We start from the raw sequence: 21804 nt of genomic DNA on the forward strand, positions 1-21804 counted from the left end.
ACTCAACAACAAGGTCGCGGTTCCAAAGAGCCAGCCCCACCGGCAGCGTCTACATCCCTAGTCTCACTGGGTTCCAGGGGGTCGCCCCCCTGGGCCAACACCTCCCCCTGGGCAAACACAGCCCCCTGGGCCAACACCTCCCCCTGGGCCAACAGCGCCTTACCTCACTCCGTACAGGTGTTCCAGCGCCAGCTGGTCCAGGTGTTCGAAGGCGGTGCGGCGGGCGCCGAGGGTTTCGGCGTCGGCGGTGGCGCTGCGGACGGCGCGCCAGTCTTCGCCGTCGGCGAGGGTGGGCTGGGCGAGTTCGGCGACCTTGGCCTGGCGCAGGGCGTCCTGGACGTCGGGGTCGGCGCGGAACGCGCGGACCTTTTCGCGCAGGATGAGCCAGTTGCGCATGCAGGCGGCGGCCGATTCCCACACGCCTTCGTCGTCTTCGGTGCGCGGCGGCTTGAAGTCGAAGTGGATGGGGCCGTCGTAGTCGCTGTTCTCGATGAGGTCGACGACCCAGAACGCGCCGCGCGCGTTGCCGGCGCCGAAGCGGAGGTCCTGGTCGTAGCGGGGACCGTTCTGCCCGTTCAGGTCGATGTGGAAGAGCTTGCCCTGCCACAGCGCCTGGGCGAGTCCGTGGGCGTAGTTGAGCCCGGCCATCTCCTCGTGGCCGACTTCGGGGTTCAGGCCGACCTTGTCGGCGTGTTCGAGGGTCTGGATGAAGGCGAGGGCGTGGCCGATGGTGGGGAGCAGGATGTCGCCGCGCGGCTCGTTGGGCTTCGGCTCGATCGCGAAGCGCAGGTCGTAGCCCTGGTCGGCGACGTAGGAGCCGAGGACGTCGAACGCCTCCTTGTAGCGGTCCAGGGCGGCCCGGACGTCCTTGGCCGCGCCGGATTCGGCGCCTTCGCGGCCGCCCCAGCACACGTAGGTCTTGGCGCCGAGTTCGGCGGCGAGGTCCAGGTTGTCCATGACCTTGCGGAGCGCGAACCGGCGGACGTCGCGGTCGTTGGCGGTGAACGCGCCGTCCTTGAAGATGGGGTGGCCGAACAGGTTCGTGGTGGCGGTGGTGACGACGAGGCCCGTCTCGTCGAGGGCCTTGCGGAACGCGTTGATCTTCTCCTGCCGCTCGCCGGGCGAGGCGTCGAAGTCGAACACGTCGTTGTCGTGGAAGTTGACGCCGTAGGCGCCGATCTCGGCGAGCTTGCGGACGGCGCGGTCGGCGGGCATCGGCGGGCGGGTGCCGGGGCCGAACACGTCGACGCCCTGCCAGCCGACGGTCCAGATGCCGAACGAGAACCGGTCCTCGGGCGTGGGCGTGTAGTCGCTCATGGAATCCTCCTCAGATCTCCGGGGCGGAGTCGCGCAGCGCGGCGTAGCGCTCGCGGACCTCCGGCTCGGTGCGGTCGCTGGTGTGTTCGGTGGCGGGCGGCGCGGGCCATGCGGGCGGCTCGGGCGTTCCGGCGAGCGCCCACGCGGCCTGGCGGGCGGCGCCGAGCGCGACGTATTCGGCGGGCTCGGGCACGGTCACCGGCGTCCCGAAGATCGCGGGGGCGAGTTCCCGGACGGCGGCGGAGCGTGCGCCGCCGCCGATCAGCAGGGTGCGGTTGGGCCGGACGCCCTGCGCGGCGAGGTGGTCGACGGCGTCGGCGAGCGAGCACAGCAGCGCCTCGACCGCGGCCCGCGCCACGTTCTGCCGCGTCGCGTTGGCGGTGGTGAGGCCCGCGAGGACGCCGGTGGCGCCGGGACGGTCGGGGGTGCGCTCGCCGTCCAGGTAGGGCAGGAGGGTCACGCCGCCGGCGCCGGGCTCGGCGGCGAGGGCGAGGTCGGACAGCTCGTCCAGCGTGGCGCCGGTCATCGCGGCGGCGGAGGTGAGGATCCGCGCGGCGTTCAGCGTGCAGACGAGCGGCAGGAACCGGCCGGTCGCGTCGGCGAACCCGGCGACGAGGCCGGAGGGGTCGGCGGCGGGCTCGTCGGCGACCGCGAACGCCGTCCCGGACGTGCCGATCGACACGACGACGTCGCCGGGCCGCAGCCCGAGGCCGAGCGCGGCGCCCATGTTGTCGCCGGTGCCGGGGCCGAGCGCGGCGCCCCACGCCGTCTCGCCGACCTGCTCGCCGGGTGCGGCGACGCGCGGCGTCGCGGCGTCGCGGCCGAGCGCGGCGCGCAGGATGTCGGGCAGGTAGGCGCCGGTGGCGGGGGACCAGTACCCGGTGCCGGACGCGTCGCCCCGGTCGGTGACCGGGGCGGGCGCGCCGAGCCGCAGCGTCAGCCAGTCGTGCGGCAGCATGACCTGCTCGGTGCGCCGCGCGTTCGCGGGCTCGTTGTCGGCCATCCACCGCAGCTTGGTCACCGTGAAGGAGGCGAGCGGCACGCTGCCGGTCCGCTCCGCCCACGCCTTCGCGCCGCCGAGCTCCTCGACGAGCGCGCGGGCCTGCGGCGCCGAGCGGGTGTCGTTCCACAGCAGCGCGGGCCGGACGACGTCGCCGGCCTCGTCGAGCGCGACCATGCCGTGCTGCTGGGCGCCGACGGCGACGGCGTCGGCCCGCTCCAGCAGCTCGCGGACCTGGGAGAGCGCGTTCCACCAGTGGTCGGGGTGGCATTCGGTGCCGTCGGGGTGCGGCGCGGACGCCTCCGCGACCACGGTGCCGTCCGCCGCCCTGCACAGGAGGACCTTCGTCGACTGCGTCGAGGAGTCGACGCCCGCGACCAGGGTCTCGGCCATCCCGCCCCCTTTCGTAAAGAGCTTGGACTAATTAACGTAGCAGAGGGCCGCTGCCCTGCCTATAGTCGCGCTTCATTTAGGGTTATTTCATGACTAAGTCCGCGAACGCCCCCGTCCGGCACGCGACGATGCGCGAGCGGAACCTCGCCGTCGTCCTGGAGCACGTGGCCCGGCACCAGCCCGTGACCAGGGCGCGGCTCGCCGAGCTGACCGGCTTCACCAAGACGACCGTGTCCAACCTCGTCGCCCTGCTGGAGGGCGCCGGGCTGGTCCGGGACGGCGCGCCCGTGCACGAGGGGGAGCGCGGGCGGCCGGGCGTGGGCGTGTCCCTGCACGGCGACGGCGCCGCCGGGCTCGGCCTGGAGGTGAACGTGGACTACCTCGCCGCCTGCGTCCTCGACCTCGCCAAGCAGGTCCGCTACCGGCACGTGATCAGCTCCGACAACCGCGGCCGCGAGCCGGAGGCCGTCCTCGCCGCGCTGTCCGCACTCGCGGCGGAGGCGGTCGCGGCCGCCGCGGGGCAGGGCCTCACCGTCGCCGGCGCCGCGGTGGCACTGCCCGGCCTGCTGGACCGCGAGAACGGCGTGGTGCGCCGCGCCCCGAACCTCGGCTGGACGGACGTGCCCGTCACCGGCGCGCCCGGCCTCGCGGCGGCGCTGCCCGCCGAGTACGACAACGAGGCCAACCTGGCGGCCCTCGGCGAGCTGTGGTTCGGCGGCGGCGCCCGGTTCGGCGACTTCGTGCACGTGTCGGGGGAGATCGGGATCGGCGCCGGCATCGTCGTGGGCGGGCGGGTGTTCCGCGGCGCGCACGGCTTCGCCGGCGAACTCGGCCACCTGGTCGCCGACCCGTCCGGCCCGCCCTGCTCCTGCGGCGGGCGCGGCTGCCTGGAGCAGATCGCCGGTCAGGACGCGATGCTGCGCGCGGCCGGGCTGCCCGTGACGCGGCCGGCCGGCGGGCCGGAGGGCTCGGCCGGCCGGCTCGCCGAGCGGCTCGCCGCCGGCGACGCGGCCGCGCTGGACGCGGTGACCCGCGCCGGGCGGGCGCTCGGCGGCGCGCTCGCCTCGGTCGTCAACCTGATCGACCCGGACACGATCGTGCTCGGCGGCGTGTTCTCCCCGCTGGCGCAATGGGTGCGGCCACCGCTCCAGGACGTCCTCGCGAACGGCTCCGGCGCGCTCCGGCAGGGCGTGCCGCCGGTCGAGGTCTCCGGCCTCGCCGAGGGCGCCGCCGTCCTCGGCGCCGCCGGGCTCGTCGTGGAGCGCGTGATCGCCGACCCCGCGCTCCTGCTCTAGAGGGGCGTGTACTCGAACCAGGCGAAGTCGGCGTGGTTCGTGCTCGCCCGCCCGTTGGACGTGGCGTAGAGGCCGATGTAGGCGCCGGTGAAGCCGCCCGCGACCTGGCTGGTGAGGATGTCGCCGTCCACCGGCTCGCCGAGGGGCGTCCACGTCCCGGGCTCGGTGCTGTAGGACGCCCGGTACCAGCGCCCGTGCGCCTCGAAGCCGAGCTTGACCGGCCCCGGCGCGGCCGGTCCCCGCGCCAGCACCGTCTCGATGCCCTGCTCGCGCTTGATGAGGCGCAGCCCCATGCTCGTCGACACGAGCAGGACGTGGAAGTCGTTGTTCTGGACGAGCGCGAGCCCCGCCGCCTCCTCGTCGGCCGGCGCGAAGTCCAGCGCGGTGAACGCGGCGAAGTCGTGGTGCTGCTGGCGCCGCCCGACGAACGACGGGTTGGCGACGTCGGCGAGGCTCTCCGGGCGGACCCGCAGCCGCAGATGCCCGGGACGCTCGGTCAGGCTCCACCAGCGTTCCCGCGGCGTCCGCTGCATGTTCCAGACCGGGCCCAGCTCGGGGCCGTCGAACTGGTCGCACACCGGTGCGGCGGGCCACGGGTGCGGCGGCAGCGAGGGCGCGGGGGAGGTCGCCTGCAGCCGCCCGCCGGTGACCGGCCAGCCGTCCTCCCAGACGACCGGGGCCAGGAACGTCTCCCGGCCGAGGGCGCACCGGTCGCCGTGGTGCGGGCGCATGGCGAGCAGCACCATCCACCATTCGCCGCCGGGCGTGTCCACCAGGTCGGCGTGCCCGGCGCCGACCACGGGATGGCCGGCGCCGAGATTGCGGTGGGTCAGGATCGGGTTGCGGGGGTTCCCCTGGTACGGGCCGGTCACCTCGTCGGCCCGCGCGACCATCACGGCGTGGTCCATCGCGGTGCCGCCCTCGGCGGTGAGCAGGTGGTACCGGCCGTCGATCTTGTAGATGTGGGAGCCCTCCGACCAGATCGCCCCCTTGACCGCCCCGTCCCAGATCACGTGCTCGTCGCCGGTCAGCGCGAGCGCCTCCGGATCGAACTCGCGCAGCCAGATCTCGGTGTGCCCCTCGTACTTCCCGGTCAGCCGGGTGCCGGTGCACCACGCGCGGCCGTCGTCGTCGAAGAACAGCGACGGATCGATGCCGTCGCCGCCGAGCCGGTGCGCGTCCGACCACGGCCCGGCCGGATCGGACGCGGTCATCACGAAGTGGCCCGACCACTCCGCCCCGTCCACGAGCGTGCAGACGACGTAGAACGTGCCGTCGTGGTGGCGCAGGGTCGGCGCGTACAGGCCGCCCGACGCCGGCACGCCGTCCAGCGGGAGCTGCGAAGGCCGGTCGAGGGCGTGCCCGATCTGCCGCCAGTGCACCAGGTCGCGGCTGTGGAACACCGGCAGGCCCGGGAACCACTCGAAACTGGACGTCATCAGGTAGAAGTCGTCGCCGACGCGGCAGATCGAGGGGTCGGGGTGGAAGCCCGGCAGCACGGGGTTGCGGAACACCGGGTCGCCGGAGGCGGGCCTTCCGAACGCGGGGTCGCCTGGCAGGGTCAAAGCCGTGTCACCTCCACGGGGACGGTGAGGACTCGGTCGGCGCCGAGCTCCCGCACGGGGCCCTCCAGCGTGAAGGAGCCCTGCAGGGGCAGGTCGGCGCTGGACCGCCCGACCGCGACCTCGACCACGCCGGGCTCGACGATGCGCCGCAGGTCCGGCCCGGTGAAGGAGGTCCGGTCGGCGTGCACCTCGAACTCGATGCGGGCCGCCTCGCCGGGCTCCAGCCGGACCCGGGCCCACCCGGCCAGCCAGCGCGCCGGCCGCACCACGGACGCGACCGGGTCGGAGAGGTAGAGCTGGGCGACCTCGGTGCCCGCCCGGTCTCCGGTGTTGCGGACGACCGCGCTGACCGTGACCGACCCGTCGGTGGGGGCGCTCCCGCCGACCTTGAGGTCCTCGTACTCGAACGTCGTCCAGGTCAGGCCGTAGCCGAACGGGTAGAGCGGGACCGGGTCGACGGTGCTCCAGTCGTGCCCGCCGTCCATCGGGGACCGCAGGTAGGTGACCGGAGGGCCGGACGCGCGGCGCGGCACACTGATCGGCATCCGCCCGGACGGCTCGACCCGTCCGGCGAGGACGCCCGCGACCGCGCGCCCGCCCTCCTCCCCGGGGAAGAACGCCTGCACCACGGCGGCGGCCCGGTCCGCGAGGCCCTCGATGGCGTACGGGCGGCCGGTCAGCATCACCAGGACCGTGGGCGTGCCGGTGTCCAGGACCGCCTCGGCCAGCTCCGCCTGCCGGCCGGGCAGCGCGAGCGTCTCGACGTCGCACCCCTCGCCGGAGGTGCCGCGGCCGAACAGCCCCGCACGGTCGCCGAGCACGAGCACGCACACCTCGGCGTCCCGGGCCGCGGCGACGGCGGCCTCGATGTCGGCGTCGTCGGCGACGAACACGTCCTTCGAGCCCGCCACCCGGACGCCGGGCAGCTCGCCGCGCAGCGCGTCCGCCACCGACGGGATCTCCACGCCGAGCGACAGCTCGGGGTGCTGGCGGCCGACGTGGCTCGGAAACGTGTAGCAGCCCATCATCGCGAACGGGTCCTCGGCGAGCGGCCCCGTCACCACGACCCCGCCGCCGGAGCGCAGCGGCAGCACGCCGTCGTTGGCCAGCAGGACGACCGACTCCTCGGCCAGCCGCCGCGCGAGCGCGCGGTGCTCCGGCGGGTCGAAGTCGAGCACCGCGCGGTCCCCGCCGGCCCCGCCGCCGTTGGCGTCCGCGTCGCGGGGCGGCCCGTCGAGCAGGCCCAGCTCGGCCTTCATCGTCAGGACCCGGCCCGCGGCCCGGTCGAGCAGCTCCTCCGGCACGGCGCCCGACCGGACCAGCTCCAGCAGCGGCTCGCCGTAGCAGCGGACGGTCGGCAGCTCCATGTCGATCCCGGCGCGCAGCGCGAGCGCGCCGGCCTCGCCGCGCCCCCCGGCCACCCGGTGCCGGGTCTCCAGGAACGAGATGCCGAAGTAGTCGGAGACGACGAGGCCGGTGAAGCCCAGCTCCTCGCGCAGCAGCCCGGTCAGCAGCCGCTCGTCGGCGGCGGCGGGCATCCCGTCCACGTCGGTGTAGGAGTGCATCACCGAGCGGGCGCCGCCGTCGCGCAGCGCCATCACGAACGGTTCGAGGACGACGTCGGCGAACTCGCGCGGCCCGATAGGCGTCGGGGCCATGTTCCGGCCGGCGCGGGAGGCGGAGTAGCCGGCGAAGTGCTTCAGCGTCGTGATGATGCCGGACCGTTCCATGGCTCTCACGTACGCCGTGCCGAGGACCCCGACGAGATACGGGTCCTCGCCGATGCACTCCTCGGTCCGGCCCCAGCGGGCGTCGCGGACGACGTCCAGCACGGGCGCGAGGCCCTGGTGGACGCCGGCCGCTCGCATGCTGGACCCGATCGCGGCGGCCATCTCGGCGACCAGGTCGGCGTCGAAGGTGGCGCCCCACGCGGGCGGGCTGGGGAACACGGTGGCGCCCCACGTCATGAAGCCGTTGAGGCATTCCTCGTGCGCGATCGCCGGGATGCCGAACCGGTTGCCGGCGGCGACCATGCGCTGCAGCTCGCGGAGCCGCTCGGCGGCCTCGGCGGCCGGGACGGGCGAGGTGCCGAACACGCGGGTGAGCTGGCCGAGGCCGCGATCGATGACCTCCTCCAGGGCCGGGGCGGTCTCGTTCGAGTCGTCCTCCATCGGGGCCACGGGCTCGCCCGGTTCGGCGGGCATCGCCCAGTACCCGGCGAGCTGGCCCGCCTTCTCCTCCGGCGTCATCCGCGCCAGCAGGTCGGCGACCCGCTCGGCGACCGGAGACCCGGGGTCCTGCCAGGGCTCGCGGGTCGCGCTCGCGGCCGGGACGGCTTCGGTCATCGTTCCTCCGAGGGGGGCGGCGGTGCGGTGGACGCGCGGACACGCAGGTCGGTGGCCAGTTCCACGCGCGGGGTCAGCGGTGGCCGGCCGTCCAGCAGCTGCAGCAGGGTGCGGGCCGCGACGCGGCCCATCTCCTCCAGCGGCTGCCGGACGGTCGTCAGCGGTGGCGAGAGCCACTCGCAGGTGGGCAGGTCGTCGAAGCCGACGACGCTGAGGTCCTCGGGGATGCGCAGCCCGGCGATCCGGGCGGCCTGGTAGGCGCCCATGGCCTGCTCGTCGCTGCCCGCGAAGATCGCGGTCGGCGGCTCGGGCAGCTCCAGCAGCTCGCGGGTGCGGGCGAACCCGCCCCGGTGGTGGAAGTCGCCGTACCGGACGAGGTCCTTGTCGACCTCGATCCCGGCGCGCTCCAGCGCCGTGCGGTACCCGTCCACGCGGGCCTGGGTGCAGAGCATGTCGGCCGGGCCGCCGATCATCGCGATGCGGCGGTGGCCGAGCTCGATCAGGTGCTCGGTCGCGGCGAGGCCGCCGGCCCAGTTGGTGGCGCCGACGCTGGCGATCTCGGTGTCCGGCAGGTTCACCGGGTCGACCAGCACGAGGCCGACACCGGCCCGCTCCAGCTGCTCGCGCTGGCGGCGCGTCATCCGGGACGTGACCAGGATGACCCCGTCGCTGTGGTGCAGCGCGGGCAGGTTCTGCCAGCTCGGCGGCCGGGCGTCGTCGTCGCGCACCAGCGAGACGACCACGCCGATGCCGTGGTCGGCGCACTCGGCCTCCACGCCGCGCAGGATCTCGACCGCCCACGGGCTGTCCAGACCGGCGAGCACGAGGTCGATCAGGCCGGACCTGCGGGCCCGGCGGGAGCCGCCCGGGCCCGGGTAGTTGTGGGTGCGCAGGAGCGCCTCGACCCGCTCGCGGGTCGCGGCGGCCACGTCGGTCCGGCCGTTCAGGACCTTGGAGACCGTGGCGGGGGAGACCCCCGCCTTCGACGCGATCAGCGCCAGAGTGGGCCGGGACGGCGGATCCGGCGTCTCGTCGGTGGTGCGCACGGGCACGCTTCACTCCTCCCCGAGGAAACGATTGCGAACAGTATCGCAATGTTTCGCTCGCTCCTAGCCCCCGAGTCCGACTTCTCAACATTTCATTTAGGTCAACAGCCGCTGAGCCCTTGACCCTGGGGTGGGCCTTTCTTAGAGTTCCACCGCAACGGCAAGCTCGAAGAGTTTCGAAAAGCTTTCGTGGCGGGTCCCTCCCGCTCCGTCCCTCCCAGGCCAAGCCCACCCCCGATCCAGGAGGCCATCATGGGCATTCCACACCTGTCGCGCCGTTCGTTCCTCACCGCAGTCTCCGCGGGCGCCGTGGTGGTCACCGCAGCACCCTTCCTCGCCGCCTGCGGCGACTCCGGTTCGGGGAGCGACGGCAAGGTCACCATCGAGTGGATGGACATCGCGACCACCGAACCGTCCAAGACGCTCTACCCGCAGATCGCCAGGGCGTACGAGGCCGCGCACCCGAACGTCAAGATCAAGCTCACCAACCTGGAGAACGAGGCGTTCAAGTCGAAGATGACGGCGCTCACCGCCTCCGGCAAGCTGCCGGACATCTTCGTGACCTGGGGCGGGGGTGTGCTCAAGCAGCAGATCGACGCCGGTCTGGTCAAGGACATCACCTCCGACGGCTCCGCCATCCTGAACACGCTGACGCCGGTGTCGCAGAAGCCGTACCAGTTCGACGGCAAGACCTACGCCATCCCGTACGACATGGGCGGCGTCGGCTTCTGGTACAACAAGGCGCTCTTCAAGAAGGCCGGGGTCAAGGACGTCCCGAAGACCTGGTCGGAGTACCTGGACGCCGTCCGCAAGCTCAAGAGCGCGGGGATCACCCCGATCGCGATCGCCGGCAAGGACAAGTGGCCCGAGATGTACTACTGGGCCTACCTCTCGATGCGCATCGGCGGGCTGTCCGCGCTGCAGCAGGCCCAGGAGAACAACGACTTCAGCGGCGCCGCCTTCGTCTCCGCCGGCCAGAAGCTCAAGGAGCTCACCGACCTGGAGCCCTTCCAGAAGGGCTTCCAGAACGCCGGCTACGACACGCCCGGCGGGCAGGCCGCGACCATGGGCGCCGGCAAGGCCGCCATGGAGCTGATGGGGCAGTGGGCGCCCGCGGTGCAGAAGGACGCCTCCGGCAAGGACCTCGGCGACGACCTCGGCTGGTTCCCCTTCCCGAGCGTGGAGGGCGGCCAGGGCGCGGCGACCGAGGTGTTCGGCGGCGGCAACGGGCACGCGCTCAGCAAGGACGCCCCCAAGGAGGCCATCGACTTCCTGGCCTTCCTCGTGAACGACGAGAACGAGCGCAAGCTCGTCTCCTCCGGCGCGTTCATGCCGGTGGTCAAGGGCGCCGAGAGCGAGCTGGACAAGAACCGCAAGCTGGTCGCCGACGCGCTGAACAGCTCGACCGGGTTCCAGCTCTACCTCGACCAGGCGTTCCCGCCCGCCGTCGGACAGGAGGTCAATGACAGCGTCGCGGCGCTGATCGGCGGCAAGAAGACGCCCCAGCAGGTCACCGAGGCTGTCACCAAGGCGGCCAAGAGCCAATGACACTGTCCGCCACGACCGACAATCGGCCGCGGCACGCCTCGCGGGCCCCGCGCAAGCGGGGCCCCAAGGCGTCGATGGGGACGCGGATCCGCGGCTGGGCGTCCACCACCTGGTTCCTGCTGCCGGCGCTGCTGCTGTTCTTCTTCTTCGTCCTGATCCCGATCTTCGTCGCGTTCTACACCAGCTTCTTCAACTGGGGCGGCTTCGGCCCGCCCGACGACTTCGCCGGCCTCGGCAACTACCGCAAGCTCGCCGACGACCCGGTCTTCCGCGGCGACCTGTGGCGCGGCCTGCTGATCATCGTGTTCTCGATCGCCGTCCAGCTGCCGATCGCGCTCGGCACCGCCGTGCTGCTGAACCAGAAGATGCGCGGCCGGGCGGTGTACCGGGCGATCTTCTTCGCGCCCTACATCCTGTCCGAGGTCATCGCGGGCGTGCTGTTCGGCATCATCTTCCTGCCCGGCGACGGGCTCGCCGACAAGATCGTCGGCGACCTGCCGCTGCTCGGCGAGCTCGCCGGCAAGTGGTTCGCCGATCCCGACACCGCGCTGCCCACCCTGTTCGCGGTCATGACGTGGAAGTACTTCGGCTTCCACATGATGATCTACCTCGCCGGGCTGCAGGGCATCCCCTCGGAGGTGCTGGAGGCCGCCTCGATCGACGGGGCCGGCCCGTGGCGGCGGTTCCGCAGCGTCACGCTGCCGCTGCTCGCCCCGACCCTGCGGATCAGCGTGTTCCTGTCCGTCATCGGCTCGATCCAGCTCTTCGACCTCGTGTGGGTCACCACGACGGGCGGGCCGACGCACTCCACCGAGACGATGGCCGTCACCATGTTCCAGTTCGGCTTCAAGCGCTATCAGATGGGCTATGCGAGCGCGATCAGCGTGGCCATGTTCGTGATCAGCATGATCTTCTCCCTGATCTACCAGCGCTACGCGCTCCGCCGCGACCTGCAGGGCGCGGTCACCTCCGCGGGAGGCCGCCGATGAGAGCGACCATCGCGCGGAGCATGTCACGGCACGCCATGGTCTGGCTGCTCGGCTCCTTCATCGTCGTCCCGCTGCTGTACGCGGTGATCTCCGGGTTCAAGACCACCGGCGACCTCACCGCCAACCCGTTCGGCCTCCCGCACCCGTGGAAGGTCTCGAACTACACCGGCATCCTGGCGTCCGGCGACTTCTGGCGGCAGATCGGCAACAGCGTGCTGATCGCGGTCGCCACCACGCTGATCACCGTCGCGGTGGCGGCGCTGGCGGCGTTCGCGTTCGCCCGGTACGCGTTCCGGGGCCGGGAGTTCTTCTTCACGCTGTTCGCGATGGGGCTGATGTTCCCGCCCGCGGTGGCGGTGCTGCCGCTGTTCGTCCTGCTGCGCTCGTTCGGGCTGCTGGACAACCCGCTCGGCATCGTCCTGCCGCAGGCCGCCTTCGCGCTGCCCGTCACGATCATCATCCTGCGGTCGTTCTTCCGCACCATCCCGGCGGAGCTGGAGGAGGCCGCCATCATGGACGGCTGCAGCCGGTTCGGGTTCTTCTGGCGCATCCTGCTGCCGATGGCGCGGCCCGCCCTCGGCACCGTGTCGGTCCTCGCCATCGTGACGAGCTGGAACAACTTCTTCCTGCCGCTGCTGGTGCTGGCCGACCCGAAATGGCAGACGATCCCCGTCGGCATCCAGCAGTTCCAGGGCCAGTACTCGACGAACTACGCGCTCGTCATCGCCTACATCGTCCTGGCGATGGTCCCGGCGCTGGCGTTCTACGCCGTCGCCGAGCGCCAGCTGATCGGAGGGCTCACCGCCGGCGCGACGAAGGGCTGAGCGCCCGCCGCGGGACGGCCCGGACGACGCGTCCGGGCCGTATGGTCCTGTCCTCCCGGCCTCCGGATGAAAGGTTGAAAGGACCGTTCCGGGGTCCGGTGATCCGGAGCTAGCTTCCGGTTGGACAGGACTCTCCTCACCCCGTGGACGGGAGGACGATGGGCAAGCGAAGACGAAGGGCGCTGCTGGCGGGCGCGGTACTCGGCCCCGCCATGCTCGCCGGCGCCCTGCTGACGGCGGCGCCGGCGTCCGCGCACGGCGCGATGATGGTGCCGGGCAGCCGCACGTACCTGTGCTGGAAGGACGGCCTGACCGCCAGCGGCCAGATCGTCCCGCACAACCCGGCCTGCGCCGCGGCGGTCGCGCAGAGCGGCACGACGTCGCTGTACAACTGGTTCGCCGTGCTCCGCTCGGACGGCGCCGGCCGCACCCGCGGCTTCATCCCCGACGGGGAGCTGTGCAGCGGCGGCGCGGTCGTGTACGACTTCAGCGGCTACGACCTGGCCCGCGACGACTGGCCGGTCACGCACCTGACGTCCGGCGCGGACATCGAGTTCAGGTACAACAAGTGGGCGGCGCATCCGGGAACGTTCCGCACCTACATCACCAAGGACACCTGGAGCCCGACCCGCCCGCTCAGCTGGGACGACCTGGAGAGCGAGCCGTTCTACAGCGTCACCGACCCGCCGAGCGTCGGGTCGCCCGGCAACGAGGACGCCTACTACCACTGGAACGCCAGGCTGCCGTCCGGCAAGAGCGGCCGCCACATCATCTACACCGTGTGGCAGCGCTCGGACAGCAACGAGACGTTCTACGGCTGCTCCGACGTCGTGTTCGACGGCGGCAACGGCGAGGTGACGGGCGTCGGCGAGGGCGACGGAGGCGAGACCGAGCCGCCCACCGATCCCACCGACCCGCCCGGCACGCCGGGCATGGTCTGCACCGCCGAGTACACCTCCGTCAACAGCTGGGGCGGCGGCTACCAGGGCGAAATCAAGATCACCAACACCGGCACGCTGCCGATCAACGGCTGGATGGCCCACTTCACCTTCGCCAACGGTGAGACGGTCGGCAGCCTGTGGAACGGCACCTACACGCAGTCCGGTCCGGACGTCACGGTCAAGAACGCGAGCTGGAACGGCTCGCTGGCCGTCGGCGCCTCGACCAGCTTCGGGTTCACCGTCAACGCACCGAGTTCCGCGACGGACCTCGAACCCCACTGCATGACCTCCTGACAGCGAAGAAGCTCCCGACGAAGACACGGCCCGCGGCGTCCGACAGGGGACGCCGCGGGCCGCTCCCTTTCCCCGCCCCCGCCCGCCGGCCTCCGGCCCGTGAGCCGCGCCGAGCCCGCCCGTGAGGGCTCGTCGAGGTCACTCATGAAGGGGCGTTGAGGTCGCTCATGAAGGAGCGTTGAGGTCGCTCGTGGGGCGCGTCGAGGCCCGTCTGCCGGGCGAGCCGAGGCCGCGGCCCCGTGGGGCGCGCCGGCCCCGTGGGGCGCGTTGCGTCAGCCGCGGAACGAGCCGAGTCCGGATGCGGGGCGCGCCGAGTCCGGATGCGGGGCGCGCCGAGTCCGGATGCGGGGCGCGCCGGCCCCGTGTGCGCGGCGCGCCGGGTTCGCCCTTGGGGCGCGCTGGTTTCACTCGTGAGGCGGGCGGACGGCCTGTTCCGGGTCGCGGTCCCCGGCTCGGTTCGGCGGCGTCTCGGGGACGAGAAGAGGCCCCGTGACCGGGAGCGGGTCACGGGGCCTTTTCCTCGGAGGGTTACTGGACAGGCGGGTAGGCGTTCTGCAGCAGCTCCTGGAACTGCGCGGAGAACCAGTGCCCGGACAGCGGCGCGTTCGGCAGGGCGCCGCTCATGTGGTTGTTGTTGCGCGGGTTGCCGGTGTACGTGGGGTCGCACATCCGGTCGAAGCCCTTGCCCTCGTCGTTCGGGATCTCCTCGCTGGCCCCGTCCGACTCGCCCGGAGGCTTGATCCAGACGTAGGCGTCGATGCCCTCCGCGGGCGCGGCCTTCGGCCGCTCACCGAGGCCCGCGCCGGCCTGGTTGCACCAGTTGCCGAGGTGGATGCGCCGGTCGATCCGGCTGCCGTCGACGTAGGCGTTGACGTCCGTCTGCGGGCCGGGCCCGGTCGGGCGGTCGGAGCCGCCCCAGCCGTTGCGGCTGGTGTCGATGAGCATGCCGATGCCGGAGTCGAAGCCCTTGCCGATGAGCTCCTGGCGGAACGCCTGGGCGTAGGACAGCTCGTCCACGTACCGGTTCCAGTCCACCCACGTCGACTGGCGGACCGACGTGCCGTTCACCGAGTCGTTGATGGAGAAGTAGGGCTCCTTCGTCGCCCCGTAGTTGGCGGTGTTGGTGATGAACCCGGCCACGTTGTTCTTGGAGCCGGACATGTCGGCGGTGTCGGCGAGCAGCTGCGCGGTCGGGCTGAAGTTGTCGTCCCAGCCGATCCAGCCGTGGTGGCCGATGTCGATGTAGTTGTAGACGTTCGACAGGGCGCCGAGCTTCTGCAGGGCGTAGGCGATGCCCTTCTCGTAGTTGCCGTTCGCCTTCATCACGTCGCAGTTCTCGGTGGCGGTCGGCCGGCTGCCCGTGTTGGTGACCAGGTTCGGCAGCGAGTCGATCTCCACGACCGTGACGATCCGCAGGTCGGCGTACTTGGAGTCGCCGAGGATCTCCGCGATCGGGTCGATGAAGTCGGTCTTGTACCGGTCGAGCTCCGTCGGGCCGAGCTCGCCGTTGGAGGCCAGCGCGGAGCAGTCGCGGCCGGGCAGGTCGTAGACGACCAGCTGGATGACGTCGGCGCCCTGGTCGAGCGCCTCGTCCAGGTGGTCGCGCAGGCCCATGCCGCCGTTCACGCCGTTGATCGCGGCGATCCGGTCCAGCCACACGCCGGTCGGCTGGTTCGCGACCGCGGAGCCGCCGGGCTCGGCGGCGGCGTGCGCGGACCATTCGGGGTTCACGTACACCTTCGCGCCGGCGTAGGGGTTGTCGACCCGGTCGCCGTCCGGCGGCGGGGTCACCGGCGGCGTGGTGGGCGGCTCGGAGTCGTCGTCGCCCGTCGAGCCGTCGCACACCGTCCCGTTCAGCTTGAACTGGGTGGGCTTGTCGTTCGAGCCGGAGTAGGTCCCCTGGAATCCGGGGGTGGCGGACGCGTTAGTGCCGAGCGTCCCTCCCCAGCTGGGGTTCGTCACGGTGACGTGCTTGCCCGACTGGGAGAACGTGCCGTTCCAGCCGTTCGTCACCTGCTGGTTGCCGGCGAAGTCCCACTCCAGCGTCCAGCTGTTGAGCGGGTCGCCCAGGTTGGTGACCTTCACATCGGCGGTGAAGCCGCTGCCCCAGTCGTTGACGGTGTAGTCGACGGTACAGCCGGCGGCCGCGCTGGCCTGGGCCTGGGCCAGCGCGACCGTGCCTGAGGCGAGCAGGACGGCCGCCGCGGCGGCCGATACGCCGCGGCGCCGGGCGCCGGGCCTCCTGCGCGCAGGGGGGTGCTTCATGCGGGTTTCCTCCATCTGGTTGAGCGGATCTCTCTTGCCGGAGGGGCAGGGGACGTGCCGGGAGGGTCGGTGGCGTGCCGGAGGGTCAGCCGGCGGACCGCAGGTGGTCGCGGAGCCCGGCGCCGTAGGCGGTGGGGGTGCCGTCGTACGAGCTGATCAGGGAGGGGCCGGAGGAGCAGTCCCACGTGTTCCACGTCCAGCCGAGGTAGGACGCGCCGTGCTGGTCCAGCCAGGCCATGAGCGTGTCGGTGTAGGAGTGGCCGCAGGTGTTCTCGCCGATCTCCCCGGCGACGAGCGGGACCTGCTCGGCGACGGGCGCGAGCTGCTGGTCCCAGCAGGACGCGTCCTTGCAGTAGTTGAAGTTGTAGGAGTGCCAGGCGGCGGCGAGGTTCCCGGTGGGGTCGGAGGGCTTCTGCGCGAGCCACTGGGACAGGTCGTTGGAGTAGCTGCTGCCGGCGGCCATCACCACGTTCTGCGCCCCGGTGGAGCGGACCGCGTCGAGGAGGTCCTGCATGCCGGCGGCCTCGTAGGTGAGGCCGGTGCACTCCGCGCCGCCGTCGCGCCAGCACTTCCACGACTGGGCGTAGTCCATGACCTGGAGATTGTTCGGATACGGCTCGTTGAAAAGGTCGAAGACGACGGCCGTGTCGTTCTTGTAGGCGGCGGCGACCTGCCGCCAGAACTCGGGCGCGTATTCGGCGTCCGGCATCGGCTTCTGGCATTCGGCGTTCGCCGTGGCGCAATGGTTGTCATTCCCGGTCCACAGACCGTGGCTCCAATGCAGCTCCAGAATGGGCGTGATGCCGTTCTTTTCGAGAAGGGCGACGTAGTCGCCGACCGCCTTCTGGTAAGCCGCCCCCCGGTAGGCCGGGTCGACGTTGGACAGCCCCAGCCAGCAGTCGGAGTTGAGCGGCACGCGGACGGCGTCGGCGTTCCAGCTCCTGATCGCCTCGACCGAGGCCGCGTCCATCGGGCCGTCCCAGATGCCGTTGCCCTGGACGCACGCGAACTCGCCGCCGGACCGGTTCACCCCGCGCAGCCGCACGGTGCCGCCCGAGGCGTCCACGAGCCTGTTGCCGGAGACTTCCAGTTCCGGCGCCGCCCCGCCGGGCGGGGGAGTGGTCGGCGGGGTGGTCGTCGGCGTCGTCGGCGGTGTTTCGGACGGTTCCGTGTCCTGGTTGCAGGCCGTCCCGTTCACCGCGAAGTCGGTGGGGTCGTCGTTGGCGCCGCTGTAGCTGAACTGGGCTCCGGCCTGGACGGCGCCGCCGGTCGGGAGGGAGCCGTTCCAGCTCTCGTTCACCACGGTGACGGTCTGGCCGGACTGCGACCAGCGCCCGTTCCAGCCGTTCGCCAGGCGCTGGTTCCCGGAGTAGGAGTACGTCAGCGTCCAGCCGCTGACGGCGGGGCCGCGGTTGGTGATCGTGACGGCTGCCGTGAAGCCGGTGCCCCAGTCGTCGGTGCTGTAGTCGACCTGGCAGGCGACGGCCGCGTGGGCGGCCGGCGCGCCGAGCACGGCCCCCGTGCCCGCGACGAGCGATCCCGCCGCGCAGACCGCGCCGGTGAGCGCGGCGATGGCGGCGGTACGCGGGGAGGGCGATCTCATGGACCTTCGCTTTCACGTCGGATGTTTCAGCTTGGGAGCGCTCCCACTCCTGGACTGCGGTGAACGTAGAACGGGCCGGACGCGACATGGAAGACCTGTTCCATTCCTTTCACGGATTTTCACGGCGGCTCGCGCGCGCGATGCCGGGCGGAGGGATTTCCAAAATCCGCCTGGCCTGTGACACTTGACACAATCGGCGTCCGATCCGATTCTTGGGAGCGCTCCCACTACTCCCCGACCCGGTCCACCCCGCTAAGGCCCGGGAACCCCCGAAGGGAGTGCCCAAGCGTGACCCTCACCCACCCCGAAGACCCCGCCCTCCCCGACCGCCCCCCGACCCTCGCCCACGTGGCACAGCTCGCCGGCGTGTCGCCCGCGACGGCGTCCCGCGTGCTCAACGGCTCGGCCAGGGTCAGCCGGTCGGCCCGCCTCCAGGTCGAGGCGGCCGTCGAGCGGCTCGGCTACGTCCGGCGCCGCAGCGGCTCCCCCGACCGGGAGTCCTCCGGCACGATCGCCGCCGTCGTGTGCGACGACGCCTGCCGCGTCCTCGGCGACCCGTACTACGCCCGCCTGCTGTGGGGCGTGCGGCGCGAGCTGGACGGCCGCGCGCCGCTCGTCGTCCTCATGGCCGGCCGCCCGGACGAGTGGCGCGCCACCGCCGGCTACCTGCGCGGCGGCCGGGCCGAGGGCGTGCTGCTCGTCGGCGCGCGCCGCGACCAGGTCGCCCCGCTCGTGCAGGCCGCCTCCGGCGCGCCCGTGGTGCTGGCCGGGCGCCCCCTCGACGAAGTGGCGCTGCCGTACGTCGACGTCGACAACCGGGGCGGCGCGCACGCCGCCGTCCGGCACCTGCTCACCACCGGCCGCCGCCGCATCGGCACGATCGCCGGGCCCGCCGACATGGGCGCGGCCGTCGACCGGCTGGCCGGCTACCGGCTCGCCGCCCGGGAGGCCGGGATGGGCGTCAACGGGCTGGTCTGCCAGGGCGACTTCGGCCGGCTGTCCGGCGAGCGCGCGATGCGCCGGCTGCTGGAGCGCCGCCCGGACGTCGACGCCGTGCTGGCCGCGTCCGACCAGATGGCGGTCGGCGCGCTCAGCGCGCTGCGCCGGGCCGGCCGCCGCGTGCCGGACGACGTCGCGGTCGTCGGTTTCGACGACGCACCCGTCGCCCGGCAGGTGCGGCCCCGGCTGACCACCGTCCGGCAGCCCGCCGAGGACCTCGGCGCCCGGCTCGCCCGCGAGCTGCGCGCCTGCACCGGCGGCCGGCCGAACACCGAGCGCGGCGTCGTGCTGCGCACCAAGTTGATCATCCGGGAGTCCGGCTGACGGCCCCGGTCTGACGCGCGTCCCGTCCCGGGCGCGCCCCTTGAAGGGACGCCACCGCCGGAGTCCGCCGGCGGTGGAGCCCGTCATGCCCGCACGGCGGGCGACTCAGGAAGGAACCGATGTGAGAAGACGGCAACGATGGCGCGCGCTCACCGCCGTGGGCGCGACGCTGACCCTGCTCTGCGGCGGCCTCGGCGCGCTGGCGCCCGCGGCCTCCGCGGCCGCCGCGTGCAAGGTCGTCTACACGAAGAACGACTGGGGCAGCGGCTTCACGGCGAGCATCGACATCACCAACCAGGGCGACGCGCTGGACGGCTGGACGCTGAAGTACTCCTACTCGGGGAACCAGCGGCTGGCCAACGGCTGGTCGGGCAAGTGGTCGCAGTCCGGGCAGGACATCACCGTCCAGAACGAGAGCTGGAACGGGTCGCTGGCCAGCGGGGCGACCGTGAACATCGGCGCCCAGTTCACCTACAGCGGGACGAACGCCGACCCGACGGCGTTCACGCTGAACGGCACGCCCTGCAACGGCAGCACGTCCGCGCCGAAGGTGACGCTGACCAGCCCGTCCGCCGGGGCGACGTACTCGGTGGGCGCCTCGGTGCCGCTCGCGGCGACCGCGACCGCCGGGACCGGCGCGTCGGTGTCCAAGGTCGAGTTCTTCGACCAGGACGGCTCGCTCGGCGCCGACACCAGCTCCCCCTACAGCCTGAACTGGACGCCGTCGGCGGCGGGCGACTACTCGATCTACGCCAAGGTGACCGACAGCGCGGGCGGGACGGCCGAGTCCGAGCCCGTGGGCATCACGGTGACGGCCGAGGCGAGCATCGTGGCGAGCCCCGCGACGCTGACCGTCGCGCAGGGCTCCACGGCCACGTTCGCGGTGAAGCTGTCGGAGGCGCCGTCCTCCGACGTCACCGTGACGACGACGCGCACCGCGGGGAACAGCGGCCTGTCGGTGGCCGGCGGCGGGACGCTGACCTTCACCCCGCAGAACTGGTCCACCGCGCAGAACGTGACGATCGCCGCGGACGACTCCGGGACGGGGCAGGCGACGTTCACCTCCTCCGCTGACGGGTACGCGGCGGCCGAGGTCACCGCGACCGAGGTGGCCACCGGAGGCGACACCTACACGCAGCGGTTCCTCGACCAGTACAACAAGATCAAGGACCCGGCGAACGGGTACTTCAGCCCCGAGGGCATCCCGTACCACTCGGTCGAGACGTTCATGGTCGAGGCCCCCGACCACGGGCACGAGACCACGTCCGAGGCCTACAGCTACCTCATCTGGCTGGAGGCCATGTACGGCAAGGTCACGCAGAACTGGGACCCCTTCAACGCCGCCTGGGCGCTGATGGAGGAGTACATGATCCCGACCCACGCGGACCAGCCGACGAACTCCTTCTACGACCCGTCCAAGCCCGCCACCTACGCCGCCGAGCACCCGCTGCCGAGCGACTACCCGTCGCAGATCGACGGCAGCATCCCGGTCGGCCAGGACCCGATCGCGGGCGAGCTGAAGTCCGCCTACGGCACCGACGACATCTACGGCATGCACTGGCTGCAGGACGTCGACAACGTGTACGGCTACGGCAACACGCCGGGCGGCGGCTGCGAGGAGGGCCCGGACGCCGACGGCCCGTCCTACATCAACACCTACCAGCGCGGCTCCCAGGAGTCGGTGTTCGAGACCGTCCCGCAGCCGACGTGCGACAAGTTCGCGTTCGGCGGCACCAACGGCTACCTGGACCTGTTCATCAAGGACTCGTCCTACGCCAAGCAGTGGAAGTTCACCGACGCCCCGGACGCCGACGCGCGCGCCATCCAGGCCGCGTACTGGGCGAACGTCTGGGCCGACGAGCAGGGCAAGGCCGGGGACGTCTCGGCGACCGTGGCCAAGGCCGGCAAGATGGGCGACTACCTGCGGTACTCGTTCTTCGACAAGTACTTCAAGAAGATCGGCGACTGCTACCCCGCCTCGTCCTGCCCGGCCGGGTCGGGCAAGAACAGCGAGCACTACCTGCTGTCCTGGTACTACGCGTGGGGCGGCGCGACCGACACGAACGCCGGCTGGGCCTGGCGCATCGGCGACGGCGCCTCGCACTTCGGGTACCAGAACCCCCTCGCGGCCTACGCGCTGGTGAACGACCCCGCGCTCGCGCCCAAGGGCTCGACGGCCAAGTCCGACTGGACCACGAGCCTCACCCGGCAGCTGCAGCTCTACAAGTGGCTGCAGTCCGCCGAGGGCGGCATCGCCGGCGGCGTCACCAACAGCTGGGAGGGCAGCTACAGCACCCCGACCACCGGCCTGACCAAGTTCTACGGCATGGCCTACGACTGGCAGCCCGTCTACCACGACCCGCCGAGCAACCAGTGGTTCGGGTTCCAGGCGTGGTCGATGGAGCGCGTGGCCGAGTACTACCAGGTCACCGGTGACTCGAACGCCAAGGCCATCCTCGACAAGTGGGTGGACTGGGCGCTGTCGGAGACGACCGTCGACCCGTCCACGGGCAGCATCCAGATCCCGTCCACGCTCAAGTGGACCGGGCAGCCGGACGCCGACTGGTCGTCCTCCAGCGGCATGCCGCCCGCGAACGACGACCTGCACGTCTCCGTGCAGGACTACACCAACGACGTCGGCGTGGCCGCCGCGTACGCCAAGACCCTGACGTACTACGCGGCCAAGTCCGGCGACGACGACGCCAAGCAGGCCGCCAAGGACCTGCTGGACGCCATCTGGAAGCACACCGACACCAAGGGCGTCTCGGTGCAGGAGACCAAGGCCGACTACTCGCGCGTCCTGGACCCGGTCTACATCCCGTCCGGCTGGACGGGCACCATGCCCAACGGCGACCCGATCAACTCCAGCTCGACCTTCATGTCCATCCGTTCCTTCTACAAGAGCGACCCGGACTACCAGCGCGTCATGGCGTACGCCAACGGCGAGACCTCGACCGCACCGGTGTTCACCTACCACCGGTTCTGGGCGCAGGCCGACGTGGCCCTGGCCATGGCCGACTACGGCCGGCTGTTCAACGAGTGACCCACCCCAACGG

The 21804-nt window shown here is 72.0% G+C and carries 14 protein-coding genes; 7 read left to right on the plus strand and 7 right to left on the minus strand.

Going from position 1 to position 21804, the window contains the following annotated elements:
• Positions 1-159 precede the first annotated feature (159 nt).
• Both xylA and xylB read right to left on the minus strand, forming a co-directional pair.
• Positions 160-1317 carry a xylose isomerase gene (gene xylA / locus ABTW95_RS28775; protein ID WP_396448547.1) on the minus strand — a complete coding sequence of 386 codons (1158 nt, stop codon included), beginning with the start codon at positions 1315-1317 and terminating at the stop codon, positions 160-162.
• A gap of 10 nt (positions 1318-1327) precedes the next feature.
• Positions 1328-2710, minus strand: a complete 1383-nt coding sequence (xylB, locus tag ABTW95_RS28780) for a xylulokinase (RefSeq protein ID WP_500227913.1) — start codon at positions 2708-2710, stop codon at positions 1328-1330.
• 89 nt (positions 2711-2799) lie between these two features.
• Between xylB and ABTW95_RS28785 the strand changes: the two genes are divergently transcribed.
• Positions 2800-4005: an ROK family transcriptional regulator gene (locus ABTW95_RS28785; RefSeq protein ID WP_500227914.1), complete on the plus strand. Its 1206-nt coding sequence runs from the start codon at positions 2800-2802 to the stop codon at positions 4003-4005.
• On the opposite strand, the gene ABTW95_RS28790 is transcribed toward ABTW95_RS28785, so the two are convergent.
• From ABTW95_RS28790 to ABTW95_RS28800, 3 genes are read right to left on the minus strand one after another with little or no spacing between them, the layout of a single operon-like run.
• Positions 4002-5570: a glycoside hydrolase family 43 protein gene (locus ABTW95_RS28790; protein WP_396448550.1), complete on the minus strand. Its 1569-nt coding sequence runs from the start codon at positions 5568-5570 to the stop codon at positions 4002-4004. The two genes, ABTW95_RS28785 and ABTW95_RS28790, sit on opposite strands and share 4 nt — an antisense overlap.
• Positions 5567-7915, minus strand: coding sequence for a beta-xylosidase/alpha-l-arabinosidase (locus ABTW95_RS28795; protein ID WP_396448551.1), 2349 nt, complete (start codon positions 7913-7915; stop codon positions 5567-5569). The genes ABTW95_RS28790 and ABTW95_RS28795 overlap by 4 nt, the downstream gene beginning before the upstream one ends.
• A complete protein-coding gene (locus ABTW95_RS28800; RefSeq protein ID WP_396448552.1) occupies positions 7912-8967 on the minus strand; it encodes a LacI family DNA-binding transcriptional regulator in 1056 nt (351 codons plus the stop codon). Before ABTW95_RS28800 ends, ABTW95_RS28795 begins: the two co-directional genes overlap by 4 nt.
• A gap of 246 nt (positions 8968-9213) precedes the next feature.
• On the opposite strand from ABTW95_RS28800, the gene ABTW95_RS28805 reads away from it, so the two are divergent.
• The 4 genes from ABTW95_RS28805 (at position 9214) to ABTW95_RS28820 (ending at position 13557) form a co-directional block, all read left to right on the plus strand.
• On the plus strand, positions 9214-10509 hold the full coding sequence (locus ABTW95_RS28805; RefSeq protein ID WP_396448553.1) for an ABC transporter substrate-binding protein: 1296 nt from the start codon (positions 9214-9216) through the stop codon (positions 10507-10509).
• A gap of 74 nt (positions 10510-10583) precedes the next feature.
• Complete coding sequence (locus tag ABTW95_RS28810; protein WP_500227915.1) at positions 10584-11498, plus strand: carbohydrate ABC transporter permease; 915 nt, start codon at positions 10584-10586, stop codon at positions 11496-11498.
• On the plus strand, positions 11495-12322 hold the full coding sequence (locus tag ABTW95_RS28815) for a carbohydrate ABC transporter permease (protein WP_396448555.1): 828 nt from the start codon (positions 11495-11497) through the stop codon (positions 12320-12322). Before ABTW95_RS28810 ends, ABTW95_RS28815 begins: the two co-directional genes overlap by 4 nt.
• A 143-nt stretch (positions 12323-12465) precedes the next feature.
• Positions 12466-13557, plus strand: a complete 1092-nt coding sequence (locus ABTW95_RS28820; protein WP_396448556.1) for a lytic polysaccharide monooxygenase auxiliary activity family 9 protein — start codon at positions 12466-12468, stop codon at positions 13555-13557.
• 528 nt (positions 13558-14085) lie between these two features.
• On the opposite strand, the gene ABTW95_RS28825 is transcribed toward ABTW95_RS28820, so the two are convergent.
• A complete protein-coding gene (locus ABTW95_RS28825; RefSeq protein ID WP_500227916.1) occupies positions 14086-15822 on the minus strand; it encodes a glycoside hydrolase family 6 protein in 1737 nt (578 codons plus the stop codon).
• Between the two features lie 85 nt (positions 15823-15907).
• Positions 15908-17425, minus strand: coding sequence for a cellulase family glycosylhydrolase (locus tag ABTW95_RS28830; protein WP_396448558.1), 1518 nt, complete (start codon positions 17423-17425; stop codon positions 15908-15910).
• 288 nt (positions 17426-17713) lie between these two features.
• Here ABTW95_RS28830 and ABTW95_RS28835 point away from each other — a divergent pair, with 288 nt between their 5' ends.
• Positions 17714-18748, plus strand: a complete 1035-nt coding sequence (locus tag ABTW95_RS28835) for a LacI family DNA-binding transcriptional regulator (protein ID WP_396448559.1) — start codon at positions 17714-17716, stop codon at positions 18746-18748.
• A gap of 121 nt (positions 18749-18869) precedes the next feature.
• A complete protein-coding gene (locus tag ABTW95_RS28840; RefSeq protein WP_500227917.1) occupies positions 18870-21791 on the plus strand; it encodes a glycoside hydrolase family 48 protein in 2922 nt (973 codons plus the stop codon).
• The last annotated feature ends 13 nt before the right edge of the window (positions 21792-21804 follow it).

Origin of the sequence: Spirillospora sp. NPDC127506 (genome assembly GCF_040302145.1) — a bacterium.
Lineage (GTDB): Bacteria > Actinomycetota > Actinomycetes > Streptosporangiales > Streptosporangiaceae > Spirillospora.

Excerpts from the sequence above, each read along its gene's own strand:
- xylA (WP_396448547.1), bottom strand. The coding sequence starts at position 1,317 with ATGAGCGACTACACGCCCACGCCCGAGGACCGGTTCTCGTTCGGCATC.
- xylB (WP_500227913.1), bottom strand. The coding sequence starts at position 2,710 with ATGGCCGAGACCCTGGTCGCGGGCGTCGACTCCTCGACGCAGTCGACG.
- ABTW95_RS28785 (WP_500227914.1), top strand. The coding sequence starts at position 2,800 with ATGACTAAGTCCGCGAACGCCCCCGTCCGGCACGCGACGATGCGCGAG.
- ABTW95_RS28795 (WP_396448551.1), bottom strand. The coding sequence starts at position 7,915 with ATGACCGAAGCCGTCCCGGCCGCGAGCGCGACCCGCGAGCCCTGGCAG.
- ABTW95_RS28805 (WP_396448553.1), top strand. The coding sequence starts at position 9,214 with ATGGGCATTCCACACCTGTCGCGCCGTTCGTTCCTCACCGCAGTCTCC.
- ABTW95_RS28810 (WP_500227915.1), top strand. The coding sequence starts at position 10,584 with ATGGGGACGCGGATCCGCGGCTGGGCGTCCACCACCTGGTTCCTGCTG.
- ABTW95_RS28815 (WP_396448555.1), top strand. The coding sequence starts at position 11,495 with ATGAGAGCGACCATCGCGCGGAGCATGTCACGGCACGCCATGGTCTGG.
- ABTW95_RS28825 (WP_500227916.1), bottom strand. The coding sequence starts at position 15,822 with ATGAAGCACCCCCCTGCGCGCAGGAGGCCCGGCGCCCGGCGCCGCGGC.
- ABTW95_RS28830 (WP_396448558.1), bottom strand. The coding sequence starts at position 17,425 with ATGAGATCGCCCTCCCCGCGTACCGCCGCCATCGCCGCGCTCACCGGC.